Raw genomic sequence first — 20,003 nt, forward strand, 5'->3', positions numbered from 1 at the left:
CGTTCCGGAACCCGGGATGCGGCAAATGGACCATAACAACCGGCGTGAGATTTCCTTAACGGGTTCCCACTAGCGCTGGCAGGATCAGGAGATCGCGATGCGCAGACAGGTCGGGAGCATGCTCGCGGGCGCCGCCCTGATCGCCGCCATGGCGTCGGGGTTCGGCATCGGGTCCTTGGGGGCGGGCGAGCCGAGGGGAACCAGGGCCGGCACGGTGCAGGCCGAGGCTGCGGCCCTGCGCGAAACCTATCGACGCGTCGACGAGCCGGTCCATCCGGCGAACAATCCCTACAGCGCCGCGAAATCCGAACTCGGTCAGCGCCTGTTCTTCGATCCGCGGCTTTCGGGCGGTGGCACGATGAGTTGCGCCAGTTGCCACATTCCGTCCCGGTCGTGGAGCGATGGCCGGCCGCGCGGCATCGGCGAGACCGGTGCGGCGATGAAGGTGCGCACGCCGACCCTCCTCGACGTCGCCCAGATCCCGATCTTGGGGTGGGACGGCAAGTTTCGCGATCTCGAGAATGTCGCCTTCACGCCGATCACGAGCGCGAGCGCGATGAACCTGCCCGAAGACACGCTGATGCAGCGCCTCCGGGCCGAGCCCACTTACGTCCGGGCCTTCGCCGACGCCTTCCCGGATCACACCACGGCAGCCTCCGCCCCCGGCGCTCCCCCTGAAAGCGCGATCAGCCGCCGCACCGTCGAGCTGGCCCTGGCCACCTTCCAGCGCTCCATCGTGTCCGGCGAAGCCCCGTTCGACCGCTGGGTCGCCGGAAACGAGGACGCCATCAGCCCGAGCGCAAAGGCCGGCTTCGCGGTATTCAACGGCAAGGGCCAGTGCGCGGCCTGCCATTCCGGCTGGACCTTCACCGACGGCTCCTTCCACGACATCGGCGCCGGCACCGGTGGCGACATCGGCCGGGCCGCGTTCTTCCCGGACTCGGAGCAGCTGCGCTACGCGTTCAAGACCCCGACCCTGCGCGATGTCGCCGAGCGCGGGCCCTACATGCACGACGGTTCGCTGCAGTCTCTGCAAGAGGTCATCGATCTCTACGATCGCGGCGGCATCGACCGGCCGAGCCGCTCGCCCGCAATTCGGTCGCTCGGCCTGACCGATACCGAGAAGCAGGACCTGATCGCCTTCCTGACCTCCCTGACGGCCGATGGTTCGGCGGCCGCCGCTCCCCAGCATCGCCTCAACTGACGACGCGCCCCTCCGACGAAGCTCGCCCTCAGCGGAACAGCGGCAGGCTCGCGCCCAGAAGTCCGAGCCCGCCGACGAGCAGGCGCCCGGACCAGAGTTCGAGGCGATCGGCCCGGTCCGGTCTCCGCGTGGCCGCGTAGGACAGGCCCGTTCCAAGCATCAGGCTCGACAGGCTCAAAGCTGCGATCATCGGGCCCTTCGGACGAAACGGCAGGTCATGGTTCTTGTCTAACTTTGCCAAGCTTGGCAGGCCAGTTGTCGCCATAGCCTTTCGTTCGCCACCGTCATCAAACTCTGACCGCCGAGGGTCGGATGCGAGGAATACTTTGCGATCGCTGTGAATCAGGGCCCGGACAAGTTAACCATTTGGTAAGATCCGTTAACGAATTCCTTCCGCGAAAGAACAAAGACGCGTAGTTTTTACCGACCGGCAAGCCCCCGCGCCGGCGTCGTGAACAAGGCCTCCCCCATGCACCCTGGAAGACGCTGGCTGCCGCGTGGCGCAGTCATGATGACGACGACGCTCCTCACCCTCGCCGGCACGAATGCCGCGATGGCGCACGTCAAATGGTTCTGTGCCTACGATCTCGTCGGCGCCCCGCGCGGCCTCGACGAAGTCCTGTGCGCGGATTTCGAGAAGCTGGTCGGCCTCTCGGTCCTCGCCCTGCTGGTGGGGGGGCTCCTCGAGGGAACGGTGCTGGGGGCAGCACTGATCCGATCCCTCGACCGCACCACCGCCTGGGCGCGCGCCAACACCGAACTGATGTTCCGGGCGGTACTGGGCGCCTTCTTCGTCGCGCTCTGGACGCTGGGCGGCGTTATCCTGACTCCGGAGCTGAAGACCGCCAACACCGCCCTGCCCTGGTTCCAGCTCGCCATCGCCACCGGGTTCCTGTGGCGCCGGACAATGCCCCTCTCGGCCCTGGGGATCGTCGTGCTGTTCGCCACTGCGGTGGCCGAGTACGGTGCATTCCACCTCGCCGACTATCCGATCTTCCTCGGACTCGCCGGCTATTGCGCCCTGACCGGCCTCGGCCGGGCGCTGCCTGGAAACGTCCGGCCGCTCGATCTCGTGCGCTACACCGCCGCCGTGACCCTGATGTGGGCCTCGGTCGAGAAATGGGCCTATCCCCAATGGTCCTATCCGCTCTTCATCGAACATCCGGCCATGACACTCGGGTTCACGGGCGAGTTCTTCATGAAGGCCGCCGGGGCGGTGGAGTTCGCGCTCGCCTTCGCGCTGGTCTGCACGCCGCTCGTCCGCCGGGTCGCCGCGATCCTGCTGGCCGCCACCTTCGTCACGGCGATCTTCGAGTTCGGGAAGATCGACGCGATCGGCCATGCCCCGATCATCGTCGCCATGGTGGCGATCGCCGCCGACAACGCCACGGCGCCCTACCGCCTGCGCAGCCTGGCCCTGACGCCCGTGGGCTTCGGGGCGGCCCTCGCGGCCTTCATCGGGCTCTACTACGGCGCCCATGCGCTGCTGCAGGGCTCGACCGTGCTTTAGAGGGTGTCCGGGATCAGCGGAAACCGGTTATCCCGACACGACAAACGAAAGCCTCTCGCGGCCGAGACCGCCTCGGCGGCGGGAGGCGGAAGGCTCCCGCGGGACCTTAGTGGCCGTCGACGCGGACGGTCAGGCGCATCTTGGGATGGATGCCGCACAAAACCGCGAAGGTCCCGGGTACGGTGAAGACCACCTGGGTCCGGCTTCCGGGCTTCAGGTCCCCGGAATCGAAGCTGAAGTCGGGCGCGTCGATGTAGACGTGGTGGAGGAGGTCGCCATCGTCATTGACGATCTCCACCCGCGCGCCCCGCGACACATTCAGGGCGTTCGGCTGGAAGGCGCGCCCCTTCTGCGACACGTGCAGGCTCGGAGTTCCAACGGCCGCCAGAGCGAGGCCGGCGCTGGCCGCCCCCAGAAATCCGAACGTCACGCAGAATGAGGTCAGGCGCCGCATCCGTTCTCCATCCGCTCGTAATGCCGTGGCCTTCCGCTTGGCCCGTCGACATCGAACGAAGGACCGGACAATCGACGGGAAGACACGGCACCACGACCCCTGTCATAACGGAGTGAACGGGCGGTTAAGGTCGAAACGCTCAAGGCATGCAGCAAGATCGCTTTAACATATCTCGATTATTCTTCTTTGGCAGGGGCAACGGGACAGCAGTGATGACGTTTCCCGAAACCCCGATGCCGTCGCGTTTCCGAGGCCGCCGGAGTTTGATGGAAGCATTCGGCACGATAACCGGCAAGTTGCTTGGCACGATCCGGGGATGGATCGTCATCGCTTTCCTGATCATGAGCGCGATCACCGGAGCGCTCGGATTGTCGGCCGCCTCCAGCATCCGCCGGACCGACGAACTCGTCAGCCAGACCTTCGACCGCTCGCTGATGTCGATCAACTACGCGCGCGCCGCCGCCACCGATTTCGCCGGGATGCGGACGGCCGAAGCGCGGCGCTGGATGGTCACCGACCCGGCGGCCCGCACGGTTCTCGACGAGCGCCTCGTCGGTCTGCAGCGCCTGCTCGCCGAGGACCTCGAGATCGCCGTGGAGCGCGCCCAGTCCGAGCGGGCGACGCGAGCGGCGCAGGCGGCCGAGCAGGCGGTCGCCGCCTGGACGGAGGCGCGGGCCAGGATCACCGATCTCGGCCGGGACGAAGCGGCCTATGCGGACCTGGACCGCCACGCCGCCGTGGCGGAGGAAAACTTCGACCTGTTCATCAACTACACCGCGGGCGACGGCTTCATCTATCGTCAGCAGGCCCGCGCCATCGTGGCTCGGGAGACCCGGTTCAATCTCCTCGGAACCCTCATCGCCGTGCTCTTGTCCGGCACCGTGGCGTTCTGCCTGGCACGCCGCATCATGAACCCGCTCGCCGATGCCTCGCGGGCGGCCACCCGCATCGCGGGCGGCGATCTCAGCGGCACCATGCCGGCCGGCGGCGGCGACGAGGTCGGAACCCTGCTGGCCGCCATGGGCACCATGCGGGACAACATCCGCCATGCCATGGAGAAGGAGGTCGCGCAGCGGATTTCCGCCGAGGACCAGCTCGCCGACGCCCTGGAGACCTCGCGGGAAGGCATCGTCGTCGTCGACGAGGCCGGACGGATCACCCTGACCAACAGCCAGGCGGAGGATTATCTCGGCCTCTCCTCCGGTACTCTGGCACCGGGCAGCACGATCGCCCGTCTCGCCGAGGGCGATGGCGGCGATTCGGGCACGCTCGCCCAGGCTCTCCTGTCCGCCACCGACGAGCGCAGCGAACTCCGCCTCGCCGACGGCCGCTGGCTCCGGATCAGCCGGAGCGACACCCGCACCGGCGGGTTCATCGCGGTCTGCAGCGACATCACCCTGCTCAAGATCCAGGAGGCGACCCTCCAATCCACCAACCTGCGGCTCGACACCGCCCTCGACAACATGTCCCAGGGCCTGTGCCTATTCGATTCCACCGGGCGGCTCACCGTCGTGAACCGGCGCTACTGCGAGATCTTCGGCCTCGCTTCGGCGCAGCTCCCCTTCGGCCTGACCTACCACGAGGTCGCGTCCTTGAGCGCCGCGCGGTGCGACTACCCGGAGCCGGCGCCGGACGCCTTCGTCCGCGCGCAGGCCAAAACCGCGAGCGGCGGCACCGTGGACGCGGATTTCCTCCATCTCGGCGATGGCCGGGTGGTCGCCGTCTCGCACAAGGCGGTGCGCGGGGGCGGCCTCGTGGCGACCTACGAGGACGTGACCGAGCGCCGGGAAGCCGATGCCCGCATCGCCTTCATGGCCCGCCACGACGTTCTCACCGGCCTGCCGAACCGGGCGATGTTCGGCGAGCGGATCGAGGAGGCGGTGGCACATCTCGGCGCCGGCAGCCCGTTCTCGGTGCTCTGCCTCGACCTCGATCGCTTCAAGGAGGTCAACGACACCCTGGGGCATCCGGTGGGCGACGCCCTCCTGCGGGCCGTCGCGGATCGGCTCCGGGCCTGCGTGCGGGACGTCGACACCGTGGCGCGTCTCGGCGGCGACGAGTTTGCCATCATCCTGTCGGAGACCGGCCGCCCGCAGGAGGCCGCCGTGCTGGCCCGCCGGATCGTCGAGGTGGTCAGTGCGCCCTACGAGATCGACGGCCATCGTGCCAGCGTCGGCGTGAGCATCGGCGTCTGCTTCGCGCCCGGCGACGGCACGACCTGCGACAAGCTCCTCAAGAACGCCGATGTCGCCCTCTACCGCGCCAAGGCGGATGGGCGCGGAACCTGGCGCTTCTTCGAAGCCGAAATGGATATCAGCCTGCAGGCGCGCCGGGCCCTCGAACTCGATCTGCGCGAGGCGCTGGCGCGCGAAGAATTCGAGCTGCACTACCAGCCGATCTACGATTTCCGTGCCCGCCGCGTCGGGGGCTTCGAGGCGCTGGTTCGCTGGCGCCATCCGGTGCGCGGTCTCGTACCCCCCGGGGATTTCATCGCCGTCGCCGAGGAGATCGGCCTCATCGTACCGCTGGGAGCCTGGTGCCTCACCACCGCCTGCACCGAGGCGATGCGCTGGCCCGACGGCATCAAGGTCGCGGTCAACGTCTCGGCGGTGCAGTTCCGCGACGAGGTCATCGTCGAGGCGGTGCGCCAGGCCCTGTCGGCGAGCCGCCTCCCCCCGGGACGGCTCGAACTGGAGATCACCGAGTCGGTGCTGCTCAAGGACAACCTGGCCACGCTGGCGACGCTCTACGCCCTGCGCCGCCTCGGAGTGCGGATCGCCATGGACGATTTCGGCACCGGCTACTCATCCCTGAGCTACCTGCGCAGCTTCCCGTTCGACAAGATCAAGATCGACCAGTCGTTCGTGCGCGACATCACCAACAAGACCGATTCCGGCCTGATCGTCCGGGCGGTGATCGGCCTCGGCCTCAGCCTCGGCATGCGCACCACCGCCGAGGGGATCGAAACCGAGGCCCAGTTCGAGCGCCTGCGGAGCGAGGGCTGCGACGAGGGCCAGGGCTATTACTTCGCCCGGCCGAGCCCGGCCAGCGAAGTTCCGAAGGCGATCGAGCGCTGGTCGCGCGGGACCGGCGAGACCGGGCGGGCCGTGGCCTGAAACAGGCTCCTGCCTTGAGACGGGTCTTCATCCCGGAAGTGCCATCGTGCGGGACGGCTCCGGGCAGCGCGGGAGCGGTCTCCCGCGCCGGCCCGACGCTCAGTCGACCACCTTGAGGTCGTCGACGGCGACATCGCCGTTCTGGCTCGAGAAGGTCGGCGAACGCCCGTTCGACTGCGAGACGCCGCTGATCTGGTGGTCGCCGCTGTCGTAGGTGGTGAGCTTGCCGTCGGCTTCGATCAGCAGGCGATGCTTGTCGGGAAAGAACGCGTAGCGCATGTCGTTCTGCCCGCCGCTGGTGGAGGGCTGGCCCAGCTCCTGCGGCCACCAGGGATCCGATCCCTTCATCGGCTTCATCGGTTCCATGGGCTTCATGGGGGCCATCGGCTTCATCGGTTCCATCGGGGCCGTCTCGCTCTGGGTGGGTGTGAAGGCACGGCTACGCCCCAGACCCGCGAAGGTTGCATTGCAGCACGGCGGAATCGAAGCGCATCCGCGATGGCGGCCCGATCGTCACCGGAGACATCCGTCCGCCGGGATCGCGGACTCGAGCTGGGCCGCCATTGAATTCGCCTCGGCGCGGAGGCATATCGCGCTCGCTTCTCATTCTTTTCGCCATCAGGAGGCGTTCCCTTGAGCGACACCGTGGAACGGCACGAATTCGGTGCCGAAGTCGGCCGCCTGTTGGACCTCGTGGTCCACGCTCTCTATTCCGACCGCGAGATCTTCCTGCGCGAGCTGGTGGCCAATGCCGCCGACGCCATGGACCGGCGCCGCTTCGAGGCGCTGACCGACCAGGCCTCCGCCCTGCCGCCCGATGCCAAGGTCCGCATCGTCCCCGACAAAGCGGCCCGGACCCTAACGCTCTCGGATGCCGGCATCGGCATGACCAAGGCGGAACTGGCCCAGAACCTCGGCACCATCGCGCGCTCGGGCACTCGGGCCTTCAGCCAGAGCCTGGGAGACGCCAAGCACGAGGACAAGCCGAGCCTGATCGGGCAGTTCGGCGTCGGCTTCTACTCGGCCTTCATGGTCGCCGACCGGGTCACCGTCACCTCGCGCCGCGCCGGCTCGGACGAGGCCTGGACCTGGGCCTCCGAGGGACAGGGCAGCTACACCCTGGAGCCCGCCACCCGCGCAGAGCCCGGCACCGACATCGTCCTGCACCTCAAGGACGATGCCGACGAGTACCTGGAAAGCTACCGGCTCGACCACGTCGTGCGCAAATGGGCCGACCACATCACCGTGCCGATCGCCATCCAGGGCGAGGACGGCAAGGAGGAGAACGCCAACCAGGGCACGGCTCTGTGGCGCAAGGCGAAGTCCGAGGTGACGCCCGAGCAGTACACCGCGTTCTACCGCCATGTCGGCATGAACTTCGACGAGCCCTGGGCCACCCTGCACTGGCGCGCCGAAGGGGCTCTGGAATTCTCCGCCCTGCTGTTCGTGCCCGGCATGAAGCCGTTCCAGGCGGTGGAGGGCGAGCGCGCCAGCAAGGTGCGCCTGCATGTCCGGCGCATGTTCATCACCGACGAAGCCGAACTGCTTCCCTCCTGGCTGCGCTTCGTGCAGGGCGTGGTCGACACCGAGGACCTGCCGCTCAACGTCTCGCGCGAGATGCTGCAGGCGACGCCGGTGCTGACCAAGATCCGTCGCGCCGTCACCGGGCGGGTGCTGTCTGAACTCACCACCCGGGCGAAGGACGCCGAGGGCTACCGGCCGTTCTGGGAGAATTTCGGCCCGGTCCTCAAGGAAGGCATCTACGAGGATCACGAGCGCCGGTCCGAGATCGCGCCGCTGCTGCGCTTCCACTCCTCGGCCGTCGAGGGCTGGACCTCCCTGCCCGACTACGTCTCCCGCATGAAGGACGGCCAGGACGCGATCTACTACCTCGTGGCCGACGATGCCGACGCCCTCCGGCGCTCGCCGCAGCTCGAAGGCTTCCGGGCGCGCGGGGTCGAGGTGCTGCTGCTCTCCGACCATGTCGACGCGTTCTGGCCGGAGGCACTCGGGCGCTTCGACGACAAGCCCCTGCGCTCGGTCACGCAGGGGTCGGTCGACCTGTCGAAATTCGCCAGCGAGACCCCCGAGGGTGAGGAGGCTCCGGCCTCCGTCGAGGCGCTCGTCGCCGCCCTGAGGACCACGCTGGCGGCGGATGTGTCGGACGTACGAGCCACCGACCGGCTCGTCGAGAGCGCCGTGGTGCTGTCCGCCTCGGGTCATGGCCCCGACCTGCAGATGCAGCGCCTGCTGCGTCGCGCCGGGCGGGGCGCCGGCGGCCTGCCGGTCCTCGAGATCAATCCGCGCCATCCGCTGATCCGCTCCCTCGGGGCCCGGATCGAGGCGCAGGAGGATATCGCCGACGCCGCCGGCACGCTGCTCGACCTGGCCCGCGTCCAGGACGGCGACACGCCGCGCGATCCGGTCGCCTTCGCGCAGAAGATGGCGGCGGCTCTCGCGGCAGCCTGAGCGCGGTCGTCAGAACGACCGGATATCCCGGCGGGTGCAGCCCGCCGGGACGATCGGCCGGGCGCCTGCCGGCGGGACATTCCCGGACCCGCCATCGCGCCGACGCGGGACGCGGCAGATTGGCCACGGACGGCGGCGCCCGCCGGCGTTAGAACCCCCGCCGATGGACCTTCGACCCTATCAGCGTGCCAGCCTCGATGCCCTGTACGCCGCCTGGACGCGCCGGGCCGGCGCCGGGCTCATCGTCCTGCCCACCGGAGCCGGCAAGTCGCTCGTCATCGCGGCCCTGGTGCGGGAGGTGCTGGATCGCGATCCGGCCCACCGCATCGTCGTCGTCACCCACACCCGCGAGTTGATCGCGCAGAACCACCGCGAACTCCTCGCGCTCTGGCCCGAGGCCCCCGCGGGCATCTATTCCGCCGGGCTGGGACGCCGCGACGCCGGCGCGCAGGTCCTGTTCTGCGGCATCCAGTCGATCTGGAACCGGACGCACGACCTCGACCCGTTCGAGCTCGTCATCGTGGACGAGGCCCATCTCATCCCGCGCGACGCGGAAACCCGCTACGGCCGCTTCCTAGCCGCCCTGCGAACCGCACGCCCCCATCTGCGCGTCGTCGGCCTCACCGCCACGCCCTATCGCCTCGACAGCGGCCGTCTCGACGCGGGTGCGGGCCGGCTGTTCGAGGACATCGTCTACGAGGCCAATGTCGGCGACCTCATCCATCAGGGCTACCTCGCTCCCCTGGTCTCCAAGGCCACCATCACCGCCCTCGACGTGAGTGGCGTGCCGCGGCGCGGCGGCGACTACATCCCCAGTGCCCTCGAGGCGGCGGTGAACCAGGACTGGATCACCCGCGCGGCGGTGGAGGAACTGGTGGGCTACGGGCACGGGCGGCGCGCCTGGCTCGCGTTCTGCGCCGGCATCGCCCACGCCACGGCCGTCCGCGACGCGATCCGGGACGAAGGGTATTCCTGCGAAACCCTCTCGGGCGAGACGCCGAAGCGGATGCGCGACCGCATCGTCCGCGACTTCCGCGAGGGCCGGGTGCGCTGCCTGACCTCGGTGGGCGTGCTCGCCACCGGTTTCAACGTACCCCAGGTCGATCTCATCGCGCTGTTGCGGCCCACGCAAAGCACCGGGCTCTACGTGCAGCAGGTGGGCCGGGCCCTGCGGCGCGCGCCCGGCAAGACCGACGCGCTCATCCTCGATTATGCCGGGCTGGTGCGGATGCACGGCCCCGTCGACATCGTCACCGCCCGCAGCGCGGCGGCGATCCGGGGCCGCGAGGGCGAGATCCGCGCCAAGGCCTGCCCCGGCTGCGGCGCCCTGATCGCCCTCAATGCCAGCACCTGCGAGGCCTGCTGGGTCGAGCCCGACGGGGAGGAGGCCGGTCCGAGCCACGAAGCGTCCGCCGACGATGAACACCCGATCCTTTCCAACCCGGGGCCGGCCCGGACCTCCGCCACCTGGGAGCCCATCGCCGACTGGAGCTTCGTGGCCCGTCCGCGCTCCGGCTTCCCCGACGACCTCGCCGTGACCTTCCACTTGCGCGACGGGCGGCACCACCAGATCGTCATCGGTCTCGCCCAGGCCGGTTACCCGCGCGAGAAGGCGGTGCAGTGGTGGCGGCACCTCGGGGGCGGGCGCGACGCGCCGATGACCGCCGCCGAGGCCCTGGAGCAGACCGATGCCCTCACCCGCCCGGAGGCGATCGAAATCTGGCCGAACGGTCGCCTGACGGAAGCGGTTCGCTATCGCTTCCCGGATGGCCGCACCTTCTCCGACACGCGCCGGCTGGGAGATCTCGCCGCCTAGCCACGGGCTCGCCGTCACCCGACCGACGATCCGTCCCGCCCCCCCAGCACCGGACTTGCGCGCCGTTGACGGCCCTGCTAGCGCAAGGCGGCACGCCGGTTTAGCTCAGCTGGTAGAGCAACCGCCTTGTAAGCGGTAGGTCGCGAGTTCAAGTCCCGCAACCGGCACCACGTGCTCTCCTGATCCTCCCCTGATTTTACGGACACGGGGTTTAGCTCGCATTCCGTTCGGCTTGCTCGGGTGTGATGTCGCCGAGAGCCGAGTGGATACGCTGCCGATTGGAGTAGCCTTTGATGTCGGCGAACAGGTCGCGTCTGGCCTCGTCCCGGGTCGCCCATCGTCGTTGGTGGACGAGTTCGACCTCAAGGGTGTGGAAGAAGCTTTCTATCGGGGCGTTACCGTAGCAGCAGCCGGCCCGGCTCATGGAGGGTATCGCCTCCATGCCGACGAGCTGCGCTCTGTAGGCTTCGGCGGCGTCTTGGCTACCGCGATCCGAGTGGCAGATGAGGCCAGCCCCCGGTTTTTGCCATTGGGTGGCCATCATCGGAGCCGCCGACGTCAATTCGGTCCGCATGTGCTCGCGCAGGGACCAGCCGACGATCTTGCGAGTGGCGGGATCGAGGATGGCGGCCAGGGAGAGCCAGCCCTGTCCGGTCGGCAGATCGGTGATATCCGCCAGCCAGACCGTATTGGGCAGCGCGGCCGAGAAGAGCTGCTTCAGGAGGTTCGGCGCGATCGGCAGGTCGTGACGGCTGTCGGTCGTGCAGGGCTAGAATCTACGTCCTGCCAAAGCCCGGATGCCGTGACGGCGCATCAGGCGTTCCACCCGCCCGCGGCTGGCCGTTCGGCCCTCTGCCCGCAGCGCGGCATGCACGCGAGGCGAGCCGTAGCGCCTGTGATGCCCGGTATGGATACGCTGGACGTGGCCAGGAGCTGACGGTTGGACGCCGACCGGACACTCTCGGGGCGTGATCGCCAGCCGTAATAGCCGCTCGGGGAGACTTCGCGCACGCGGCACATGAGACGCACCGGCCAGGTGCCTGCATGCTGATCGATGAAAGCGAACGTCACTTGGGTATCTCCGTAAAGATGCCGATCGCTTTTTTAGGACGTCGCGTTCCATGCGCGTCCGATCGAGTTCACGCCGCAGACGAGCGATCTCGGCGGCTTGGTCGGAGGGGGAAGCCACCGGGCTCGCGGATGCGGTTCCTGGTAATTCTGCGGTCCGCGGTGGTGGGGAGCCTCCCATCAGCGCCGAGCGCCACTGCCTTAGCATGGAGGGTTGGATCTCAAATTCGGCCGCGATCTGCATCTGCGGCCGGCCGCTACTCTCCAGCCGGACCACCGCCTCGCGTTTGAATTCTGGGGTGAACTCGCGTCTCGCCTTCGCCATCAAACACCTCCCCGCCCGTCACGAGCGCATCAGAGGTGTCCGTGGAACCAGGGGAGGATCAGTCTCGCGCCCAGTGCTCTGCCTCGCCCTTCGTGTCGAAGCTCTTCGCTCTCGGCTTCATCCCGAGCCGGCGCACCTGAGCTTGCCACCTACCCATGAGCTTCCAAATCGTTGCCAAAGCTGCACTCACAACGGTTGTATCGGTCATGCGTAGGACGACGGCACAGCCGGTCCAAGGAGGACCCCAGTCGACGCGTCAAACGTCGGATATGTCGTCGAGATCATCCAGAGCAGCAAGCGCGATCTCATCGCCATAGAGCGCCGCCGCCAGCGAGTGACGCACTGGAAGTGGATTGTCCCTCGTCGCAGACGCAACGCAGACCTCTACGAGGTCAGCGTCAGGTATGACCACGATGCCGAAGCCGGCGTGGAACGGGCCGGCGTCGAACACGCGCATGGCTATGGTCACGCCTTCAGGAGCCGACGCTTCGAGACCTGCGTCGACCAGCCAGAGCCGACGCTCCGTAACGAGTAAGTCATCGAGCCAAACCCCGGCAGCGTCGTGCCAGCCTGTAACCCGGAAGATCGAGAACGAAGCGGAAGCCATCCGTCGAGCGATCTCCTGGTCGGCGTCATCCAGATGGACGGCCCCCTCCTCGAGGAAACGGTCGTAAACGCGCCTACCACGCTGATTCGGCTCCATGAGGGCGATGTCGCAGAGCATGTCGAAAACTGTGCCATCCTCGAGCTGCTTTTGGTCCCACAGGTCGAGGTGCTTGGCTGCCCGATCAAAGTCAGGCTTGCGGCAGCGGCTCACAGCCTGACGGAGCACCGATTGGATCGAGGCTCGGATGAGGCAATACTGCGCGAGGACGTCCTCGCGGCATGCTAGCGACTGCGTTCCGTCCACATGGTTCTCCACGCGCCTGACGGCAGCGTGCCGTGAGCGTGGCACGATGTCTACCAGCAGCGGGCGAAGCTAAAAACGCAGACCTCAGCCGCGATGCCATTTTGCTTAAGTCGCTGAGATTGCTAATCTAAGTGGCGGAGAGGGGGGGATTCGAACCCCCGATGCCCTTGCAGGCATGCCGCATTTCGAGTGCGGTGCATTCAACCGCTCTGCCACCTCTCCGCGAAGGCGCCTCGATGAGACGAGGGGTGACTAACACGAGTGCTTCGGGTTTCACAAGCGGCGGATTGGGTCGACGGCGCTTTGCGAGACGGCGCGACGGATTTCGCGTGCGGGGGATCGGTGTGACCGGGTAGAGACAGGGGAGCCCGGGCCGCTCCGGCGCGGCGAAGCGCTCCATCCGGGGCGAAGCGCAACCGTCTGGAGGGCGTGCGGTCGGAGGGACGCACCCGGTCTGCGGCCCCGGCCGCCAGCAGGCTCCAGGGCCATGCGGGAAAGGATTCGTCCCTACGGCGAAACAGCCATATACTGGAGGGACCTGGCTCCGCTATCGTCGCTTCTCCGCCGGGGCGCGCGATGGTTCTGATCCGGGGTCGTCGCCGTGACGGATTCCGGCGCTTCGCCAACCCGAGCCTGGAGGGCCGGAAACTTCCGGTGGTCGGAACCTCCAATGACCGGGACTTTCAGAAACTGGGACTTTCGGTAGCCGGGACTTTCGGTAGCATGGCGTGCATGATGAACGTTCCCCGCGAGACGACAGCGCCACTCACCGATCCGCTGCTCCTCGACAACCAGCTCTGCTATGCCCTCTACGCGGCCGCCCACCGGATGACGAAGTCGTACCGGCCGATGCTGGAGCGCATGGGCCTGACCTACCCGCAATATCTCGTGCTGCTGGTGTTGTGGGAGACGGACGGCATCACCGTCTCGGAGATCGGACGGCGCCTGCGCCTCGATTCCGGCACGCTGACACCGGTGCTGAAGCGTCTGGAAGCGGCGGGGTTCTTGGTGCGGAACCGGCGGCGCTCGGACGAACGCGAGGTCGAGATCGCCCTGACGCCGCGCGGCCAGGCCTTGCGCACCGAAGCCGCAGCCGTGCGGGAATCGGTGATGTGCCAGCTCAACATGTCGGAGCCCGAGGTCCAGGCCATGCGCGCCGACCTCAACGCGCTCATCGCCAATCTCAGCGTCGGCGGGTGATGCGCGGCACCATGGGCCAGACCCGAAACTTTGCCGGTTAAGTTCTTCTTGCCGGGTCGCCGGAAACCCCGCTATGCCGCAGGACATCCTGCCGGCTGCGGCGCGCTGCGGACAGGCCCTTCTTCTCACCTTTGCGGGACCCTGCCGATCGTGAATGCTCAACCGACGGTTCTGCGCACGAGGCTTCCGCGAACCGGACATTTGCGAACCGCTCCGCCTCGGGCCCGAGCGCTTCGCGTCCACACCCGCTGGGGGACGCAGGGTCGAGCGGTCCGGCATCGACGGACCAAGGGCGAACTCGCGGTTGCGTTCGGCGTTTCCCAGCCATGAGTGTGCATGGGGGAGACGCGGACATCGACCCGCGCCGGCAGGTCGGCGCGCTGCCGTTCAGGCGGATGCCGGATGGCGGCTACATGATCATGCTGATCACCTCCCGCGAGAGCCGTCGCTGGGTGATCCCGAAGGGTTGGCCGATGAAGGGGCGCAAGCCCTACGATGCCGCCGCGCGCGAGGCCTACGAGGAGGCCGGCCTCCTCGGTACCATCGGCAAGCGCCCCCTCGGCTTCTACCTCTACGAGAAGCGCCTGAAGAGCCGCGACGCGGTTCTGTGTCAGGTGAAGGTGTTTCCCCTGGAGGTCCGCAAGCAGCTCAAGCACTGGCCCGAGCGGCACCAGCGCGAGGATCGCTGGTTCACGCCGTCCGAGGCGGCCGAGGCCGTAGCGGAGGCCGGTCTGGCGGCGATCATCCGCGCGGCCTGCAAGCGCGAAACCGGCGCCCTCGCCTGACGGCGACGCAGGGCCGGATGCGGATTCGAATGCGAACGCGCGAGAAACCGACAAGATTCGCCGCGATGCGATTGCCAAGGGCATGATGATCGGCTAATTGCCCGTCCGTCCGGTTCGCACGGCCTTCGCCGCAACCCAGGACGTTTCGCTGCTGTAGCTCAGTGGTAGAGCACCTCATTGGTAATGAGGAGGTCGACAGTTCAATCCTGTCCAGCAGCACCACCTTTCCCTTATCGCAACAAGACCTTGGGGACGGTGGTGCCGGCCGCTGGCCGATCCCTCGCTGTCGTGGGGAATGCCCTTCCGAACGCGCGAGAGATTTCGAACGCGCGAGAGATCCGCCTGCATCAGCCGGCGCACGCCGCACAGGGTCTTGCCGTCGATGTCTCCGGAGCGGTCTTCAGCGCCGACAATCGCCGACGGAGCGGACGCCGCGCCCGCCAGGGTGTAGGGTCGGATATGGCCGCGAACCGGTGGTCCTGGAGCAAACCGATGAACCGCGCCGTCCTCTCGTTGGCAGCCATCGGCCTCTTCATGGCGGCGCCTGCCGATGCGCAGAGCCTTCAGCCTGGGTCCGACAGCCCGCTCGAGGCGCCGCGCACGAAGCGAGAGCGGGATCTCGACCTGGAGGCGAAGCCGCGGGGGCAGCGGGAGTTGTCGGCGCCCGACAAGGACGGGTACTCGACCGAGGAACCCGATGACGACAGCGAAGACAGCGATCTCGGCGAGGCCCTTCGCGGCGCCGAGCCCTCGAAGCCGCAGCCTCGGTGATCGGCGCCACCGTCATGCGCTTGCTTGCCCTCGCCACAACGCTGATCGTCGCGGCCACCGCCGATGCCCGCGCTGAGCCGGCCTCGACCCTGGATGGGCTGTGGCAGCGGCTCGGCTCCTGTGCGCAATCGGTGGGCGGCCCTGCGGGGTCGGCCGGCTCGGAAGTCACGGTCCTGTTCAGCATCAAGCGGGACGGGAGCCTGCAGGGGCAGCCGCGGATTACTCACACGAACCTGAAAGGTGATGTCGCTGCGCAAAAGGAGTTCCTCTCCGAAGCGCTCAAGGGCATTGCCGGCTGCTTCCCGCTCGCGATCACGGACGGCCTCGGCGGTGCCATCGCAGGCCGCCCGCTGCGTCTCCGGGTGATGAACCGTGCACGGGAGCGGGGCGCCTGATCACGGCCAACACTGAGCTGGCATGCATCAGATGCATCTCTAAAGTCGAAAAATCCCGCTCCTTCAGCCCGATGAGAGAGCAGTTCGGCACCGATCGAGCGATCTTTGCTCAGAGTATGGGCCTCGTGAACTCCGTTGCTGAGCAGACGGTTCCACGAAGCTGCGTACTTTTATTGTTTCTACTTTATGAGAATCGATGACAATTGCGTCTCGCAAGGCATCACCTTGCGAGCGGCCTTTTTATGCGTTAGGTGCAGTGCAGCAAGAAATTGTTAACCAGCTTCCCCCCAGCCTGTGAGAGGGTCTGAGACCATGCTGCGAAACGAAAATGCTCTCACCCCTCATTTTGCCTCTCAGCATCGGAACGAGCAGTTGAACGTAGCGGTCCTTACACGTGATACGCCTGTCGGAGAGACTCGCCGCTTGGAGCGTTTGGCCAAGCGTACCCTCGACATCACCATCGCGGGCACGGCATTCGTCCTCCTCCTGCCGCTGCTTTTTCTCATTGGGGCGCTCGTCTGGTCCGCGGATCGCAAGAGCCCGATCTTTCGGCATATGCGCATCGGACAGGGAGGCCGTCGCTTCGGCTGCCTCAAGTTTCGCTCGATGGTCACCAACGGCGATGACGTGCTGCGCGCTTATCTGGCCGTCAATCCCGCGGCACAGCGCGAGTGGGACGAGACCCACAAGCTGACCAACGACCCCCGGGTGACGCCTCTGGGCGCGGTGCTGCGCAAGACCAGCCTCGACGAACTGCCCCAGCTCATCAACGTCCTTCGCGGAGAAATGAGCCTGGTTGGCCCGCGTCCGATCGTAACCGCCGAGTTGGAGCGCTACGGCACGGCGTTCGAGACCTGCTTCTCGGTTACGCCCGGCGTGACCGGGCTCTGGCAGGTGTCAGGGCGCAGCAATTGCACCTATGCGGAGCGGGTCGCGTTGGACCTCGACTACGCCACCCGCTGGAGCTTCGCGCGCGACGTCGCCATCATGCTGCGCACGGTTCCAGCCGTACTCGCGCAGCGCGGGAGCCGCTGACCATTCCCGTGCTCCGGTGAACGATCAAGATCACGGAGCACACCGGCCTGACGCTGGGCCGGTGGAGAAACCCAGTGAAGGCCATCTTACTGAACGTGCTGCTTGGTCTTGGATTGGGGCGGCTTGGCACGATCTGGCAAGCCATCATATTCATCCCCGTCGTCGCTCTTGAGATTGCCTACAGCGCCTATTTCTACGGTCTAAGCCTTGATGGGGGCTTCAGACGTGCCGCCGCACTCATGATCTGCGCCCAGCTGGCCTTCATGCTCGGGGCGTTGCTGCGTCCACTGGGTCGCAAAAACTAAAACCTCACCCGAACACGGCCTTGAGATCCGCCGAGCAGTCCCTCAGGCACAGGCATGCGCCGTCGGTCGCTCGGCCAACGGCGTCCTGTGCCGCGGGCTGCGCCTCCCGAACACGGACGGCGCGAAGTCGCGGTTGACCGCCTTCGTGCAGGCGCCGAGGTCGCCATAGAGCGTATCGTTCGAGGAGAAGACGCGAACCCCGTCGCGCAAGCACGGCTGACGGATCTTGAACCAGGGATCGCCCCTCGCGAGCAGAGCGAAAACGGGACAAGCCCCGCGCTGGGGATTCCATCGGGGCTGACCAGGGAGGGGCTGCGCGAGAGTCTTTTGCTTTCGTTTGTCTGGTCGGGAGAACCGGTTTCCGCTGGGCCCTGACGAACTCTAGCGAAGGCGCAGAAGCCGGGCGGGCAACGGTCAACGCTTCTGCGGAGGAGCCAAAAGCTTCGGCGCTTCAGTGTTCGCGATGAATCGTCCGGGTGGTGCAGGCGATGCCGGGTCTTTCTGCCAACCGATCCGCCCCTCTGCCAAACCGAACTCCAAGAAGTGAGCGAGCGGATTGAAGCCGTTGGCTTTGACATCCGGATTGGCCGTCAGATAGCCGTCACCGCTGAAGCCGGCGCTGGGGTCGCGGCCTTCCTTCCATCCGTGCTGGAGGTAATGCTGCAGAGGCGTTCCGGGGAACTGCGCGACATCGCGATACCAGTATCGGTAGTAGACCTCATCGAAACCCGGCATCCGGCCTTCAGAGGTGTTGGAGGCCAGCTTTTGGATGAGGCGCGAGATCTTCATGGCCGAAGTCATAGCGCAGGCGGTTCGGAGGCGACAAGCGACCCCATGCAAAACCTGCCTCGGAATGTCCTGGGCGGGCGAAGATGATGGCGCCCGGTGCCCCCCAGAGGTCTGAGGAAACGCAGGGTAGCCTTCGCTGTCCGAGGCGGCGAATAGCCCTGCCCTCGCGGGTGAGCTCTGGATCGTCACCTTGTCACCTGCAATCCAGGGTCACCTGCAATCCAGGGTCACCTGCGATCCGGGGTTACCTGCGATCCGGGCGACACCAACCGCGACGGCCGGGTCATGGCCGTGTGCCTCGCCGATGCCGAGGATCTGAACGCCCGGATGACCCGTTAGAGCCACATCACTGCCGACTGGCGCTACACTGAGCGTCGGAGAAGAGGCTGAAATAAAGACACACTTGATGATAAAGCGACCATTAAACCGGACAAGACCGGCTGTGTTTCAAACGCAGATATTCATAATCATATCGGAGCCTTGAACCATGGGTGCCCTGAAGTATTCGATCCGGCTTGTCTCACAAAATCTGGGGCCGGTGTCTTATGCGATTTATCGAGCAGCCACGCTCTATATTCAGAGCTACAAAAACATAAACCACGACATGAATACAAATGGCGAGTTTTATATTCTTAATAGAATGGCGGACTTGGGCGCGGTTACGATTTTTGATGTCGGCGCAAACAAAGGCGAATATACGAACGCATGCCTGGACAGGCTTCGAGAGGCCAAAATTCATGCGTTCGAGTTAGTTCCCGAAACGTACGCCAAGTTTCTTGTCAACGTGAAATCAGACCGAGTTACCATCAATAAATTTGGTCTATCTGATAAATCAGGCGAGATAGACGTAAACTACAATTCCAGCCAGGACGGATTATCTTCGCTCATTGAAGGAACGGAAATCAACAAAGGGAACTGGAACAAGCGAAAATCTATCGTCAGAACAGGCGATGAATATTGCAAATCCAACGGAATAGAATCCATAGATCTTTTGAAGATGGACGTAGAGGGAGCAGAAAATCTCGTTTTAGGAGGTTTCTCAGAAATGCTCAGCGGCAATCGTATCTCGGCCATACAGTTCGAGTTTGGAATGATAAACATATACTCCAAGTTTTTGCTTATTGATTTTTGGAATTTGCTGTCCGGGTACGGTTTTGTCGTCGGTCCATTGATGCCGCGAGGTGTCGATTTTAAGAAATACAATGTCAGGGACGAAACGTTCCAAGGCCCGCCCAATTATGTCGCAGTTCATTCGTCGAAGCAAAACATCATTGCAGCCTTGAAGTTGAAGTCATAATCCATTCAAGGCGACTGGCGCCTATTGCCTAACCGTCCGCCGACAATGTCTGTGTGGATCTTTGTATTTCGCCGGTATGCCGCAGCGCAAGGCGAATGGATCTATCACTCGCGCGACGACGAGGGGACCCGCACCAACGATCAGGCCGGCGAGGGCATGATCTGATCGGAGGACGAGCCGAAGGCGGCGGGGTGGCGGCTTGCGCGGAGATGCGTTTCGCTCAAGCGCAGCGAGGGATGCCGTCGCGTTCCTTCGCTGTTTGCCGATTGGCTATTCCGCAGCGGCACAGAGGCGTCCCTGTTCGTCTGCTGTTGCCTCGCCTTCTTCACGCCAGCCTGATCGGACAAGAGCAGTTGCGACCGGTTTCTCCCGTCGTGCGTGGCTCGATAGAGCGCGGTATCGGCTGCTTTGACGAGGTCGGCGCTGTGGTTCATCCGCACTTCTGGTGCTGATGGGCGATTGAGGGGTGATGAGTAAGGTTACGCCGGCTCCTGGGCCTTGATCAGGCCGCATGGAGCACCCTCTGCTGCAGGAGGTCGAAGCCGGCACGACCG

Annotated in this window: 18 protein-coding genes, 3 tRNA genes and 3 pseudogenes; 14 read left to right on the forward strand and 10 right to left on the reverse strand. The window is 65.9% G+C overall.

Features of this window, described 5'->3' with window-relative positions:
- The first annotated feature begins 97 nt into the window (after positions 1-97).
- Entirely contained in the window at positions 98-1,204 is a 1,107-nt protein-coding gene (locus J7U37_RS11910; protein WP_247635860.1) for a cytochrome c peroxidase, read from the forward strand.
- A 28-nt stretch (positions 1,205-1,232) separates the two neighbouring features.
- Here J7U37_RS11910 and J7U37_RS11915 read toward each other — a convergent pair whose 3' ends face one another.
- Positions 1,233-1,394: a hypothetical protein gene (locus J7U37_RS11915; protein WP_200935883.1), complete on the reverse strand. Its 162-nt coding sequence runs from the start codon at positions 1,392-1,394 to the stop codon at positions 1,233-1,235.
- 318 nt (positions 1,395-1,712) lie between these two features.
- On the opposite strand from J7U37_RS11915, the gene J7U37_RS11920 reads away from it, so the two are divergent.
- Positions 1,713-2,714 carry a hypothetical protein gene (locus J7U37_RS11920; protein WP_247635861.1) on the forward strand — a complete coding sequence of 334 codons (1,002 nt, stop codon included), beginning with the start codon at positions 1,713-1,715 and terminating at the stop codon, positions 2,712-2,714.
- 106 nt (positions 2,715-2,820) lie between these two features.
- Here J7U37_RS11920 and J7U37_RS11925 read toward each other — a convergent pair whose 3' ends face one another.
- Complete coding sequence (locus J7U37_RS11925) at positions 2,821-3,168, reverse strand: cupredoxin domain-containing protein (RefSeq protein ID WP_247635862.1); 348 nt, start codon at positions 3,166-3,168, stop codon at positions 2,821-2,823.
- Positions 3,169-3,434: 266 nt separating this feature from the next.
- On the opposite strand from J7U37_RS11925, the gene J7U37_RS11930 reads away from it, so the two are divergent.
- Positions 3,435-6,284 carry an EAL domain-containing protein gene (locus tag J7U37_RS11930; RefSeq protein ID WP_247635863.1) on the forward strand — a complete coding sequence of 950 codons (2,850 nt, stop codon included), beginning with the start codon at positions 3,435-3,437 and terminating at the stop codon, positions 6,282-6,284.
- 99 nt (positions 6,285-6,383) lie between these two features.
- Here J7U37_RS11930 and J7U37_RS11935 read toward each other — a convergent pair whose 3' ends face one another.
- Positions 6,384-6,686, reverse strand: coding sequence for a hypothetical protein (locus J7U37_RS11935; RefSeq protein ID WP_056181892.1), 303 nt, complete (start codon positions 6,684-6,686; stop codon positions 6,384-6,386).
- 231 nt (positions 6,687-6,917) lie between these two features.
- On the opposite strand from J7U37_RS11935, the gene htpG reads away from it, so the two are divergent.
- The 3 genes from htpG to J7U37_RS11950 all read left to right on the forward strand — a co-directional run bounded on the left by htpG (position 6,918) and on the right by J7U37_RS11950 (position 10,739).
- On the forward strand, positions 6,918-8,753 hold the full coding sequence (gene htpG / locus J7U37_RS11940; RefSeq protein WP_247635864.1) for a molecular chaperone HtpG: 1,836 nt from the start codon (positions 6,918-6,920) through the stop codon (positions 8,751-8,753).
- A gap of 163 nt (positions 8,754-8,916) precedes the next feature.
- Positions 8,917-10,569: a DEAD/DEAH box helicase gene (locus J7U37_RS11945; protein ID WP_056485108.1), complete on the forward strand. Its 1,653-nt coding sequence runs from the start codon at positions 8,917-8,919 to the stop codon at positions 10,567-10,569.
- 94 nt (positions 10,570-10,663) lie between these two features.
- A tRNA-Thr gene (locus tag J7U37_RS11950) sits at positions 10,664-10,739 on the forward strand.
- A gap of 41 nt (positions 10,740-10,780) precedes the next feature.
- Here J7U37_RS11950 and J7U37_RS11955 read toward each other — a convergent pair.
- The 4 genes and pseudogenes from J7U37_RS11955 to J7U37_RS11970 form a co-directional block, all read right to left on the reverse strand.
- Positions 10,781-11,962 (reverse strand): annotated as a pseudogene (locus J7U37_RS11955) (IS3 family transposase).
- 61 nt (positions 11,963-12,023) lie between these two features.
- Positions 12,024-12,140: pseudogene (locus J7U37_RS11960) on the reverse strand (site-specific integrase); the annotation flags it as partial.
- Between the two features lie 78 nt (positions 12,141-12,218).
- On the reverse strand, positions 12,219-12,872 hold the full coding sequence (locus tag J7U37_RS11965) for a hypothetical protein (RefSeq protein WP_247635865.1): 654 nt from the start codon (positions 12,870-12,872) through the stop codon (positions 12,219-12,221).
- A 132-nt stretch (positions 12,873-13,004) separates the two neighbouring features.
- Positions 13,005-13,094, reverse strand: a tRNA-Ser gene (locus tag J7U37_RS11970).
- Between the two features lie 513 nt (positions 13,095-13,607).
- Between J7U37_RS11970 and J7U37_RS11975 the strand changes: the two genes are divergently transcribed.
- The 7 genes from J7U37_RS11975 (at position 13,608) to J7U37_RS12005 (ending at position 17,363) form a co-directional block, all read left to right on the forward strand.
- Complete coding sequence (locus tag J7U37_RS11975) at positions 13,608-14,072, forward strand: MarR family transcriptional regulator (protein ID WP_200935818.1); 465 nt, start codon at positions 13,608-13,610, stop codon at positions 14,070-14,072.
- A 326-nt stretch (positions 14,073-14,398) separates the two neighbouring features.
- The gene (locus tag J7U37_RS11980) at positions 14,399-14,857 is read left to right on the forward strand and encodes an NUDIX hydrolase (RefSeq protein ID WP_056185555.1); all 459 of its coding nucleotides are present in this window, start codon (positions 14,399-14,401) and stop codon (positions 14,855-14,857) included.
- A gap of 147 nt (positions 14,858-15,004) precedes the next feature.
- Positions 15,005-15,079 (forward strand) — tRNA-Thr (locus J7U37_RS11985).
- Between the two features lie 270 nt (positions 15,080-15,349).
- Complete coding sequence (locus tag J7U37_RS11990) at positions 15,350-15,628, forward strand: hypothetical protein (protein WP_247635866.1); 279 nt, start codon at positions 15,350-15,352, stop codon at positions 15,626-15,628.
- The gene (locus tag J7U37_RS11995) at positions 15,625-16,023 is read left to right on the forward strand and encodes a hypothetical protein (protein WP_247635867.1); all 399 of its coding nucleotides are present in this window, start codon (positions 15,625-15,627) and stop codon (positions 16,021-16,023) included. Before J7U37_RS11990 ends, J7U37_RS11995 begins: the two co-directional genes overlap by 4 nt.
- A 372-nt stretch (positions 16,024-16,395) precedes the next feature.
- Complete coding sequence (locus J7U37_RS12000; protein WP_247635871.1) at positions 16,396-17,058, forward strand: sugar transferase; 663 nt, start codon at positions 16,396-16,398, stop codon at positions 17,056-17,058.
- A gap of 74 nt (positions 17,059-17,132) precedes the next feature.
- On the forward strand, positions 17,133-17,363 hold the full coding sequence (locus tag J7U37_RS12005; RefSeq protein WP_056185545.1) for a hypothetical protein: 231 nt from the start codon (positions 17,133-17,135) through the stop codon (positions 17,361-17,363).
- 111 nt (positions 17,364-17,474) lie between these two features.
- Here the strand turns inward: J7U37_RS12005 and J7U37_RS12010 are convergent.
- Both J7U37_RS12010 and J7U37_RS12015 read right to left on the reverse strand, forming a co-directional pair.
- Positions 17,475-17,606, reverse strand: a pseudogene (locus J7U37_RS12010) (Y-family DNA polymerase); the annotation flags it as partial.
- A 171-nt stretch (positions 17,607-17,777) separates the two neighbouring features.
- Positions 17,778-18,152 (reverse strand): hypothetical protein, encoded by a 375-nt coding sequence (locus J7U37_RS12015; protein ID WP_082507950.1) that lies wholly within the window; start codon positions 18,150-18,152, stop codon positions 17,778-17,780.
- A gap of 487 nt (positions 18,153-18,639) precedes the next feature.
- Here J7U37_RS12015 and J7U37_RS12020 point away from each other — a divergent pair, with 487 nt between their 5' ends.
- The gene (locus J7U37_RS12020; RefSeq protein WP_247635868.1) at positions 18,640-19,449 is read left to right on the forward strand and encodes an FkbM family methyltransferase; all 810 of its coding nucleotides are present in this window, start codon (positions 18,640-18,642) and stop codon (positions 19,447-19,449) included.
- Positions 19,450-19,589: 140 nt separating this feature from the next.
- On the opposite strand, the gene J7U37_RS12025 is transcribed toward J7U37_RS12020, so the two are convergent.
- Complete coding sequence (locus tag J7U37_RS12025) at positions 19,590-19,883, reverse strand: GGDEF domain-containing protein (RefSeq protein WP_247635869.1); 294 nt, start codon at positions 19,881-19,883, stop codon at positions 19,590-19,592.
- Between the last annotated feature and the right edge of the window lie 120 nt (positions 19,884-20,003).

This window comes from Methylobacterium sp. 37f, from assembly GCF_023093475.1.
Classification (GTDB): domain Bacteria; phylum Pseudomonadota; class Alphaproteobacteria; order Rhizobiales; family Beijerinckiaceae; genus Methylobacterium.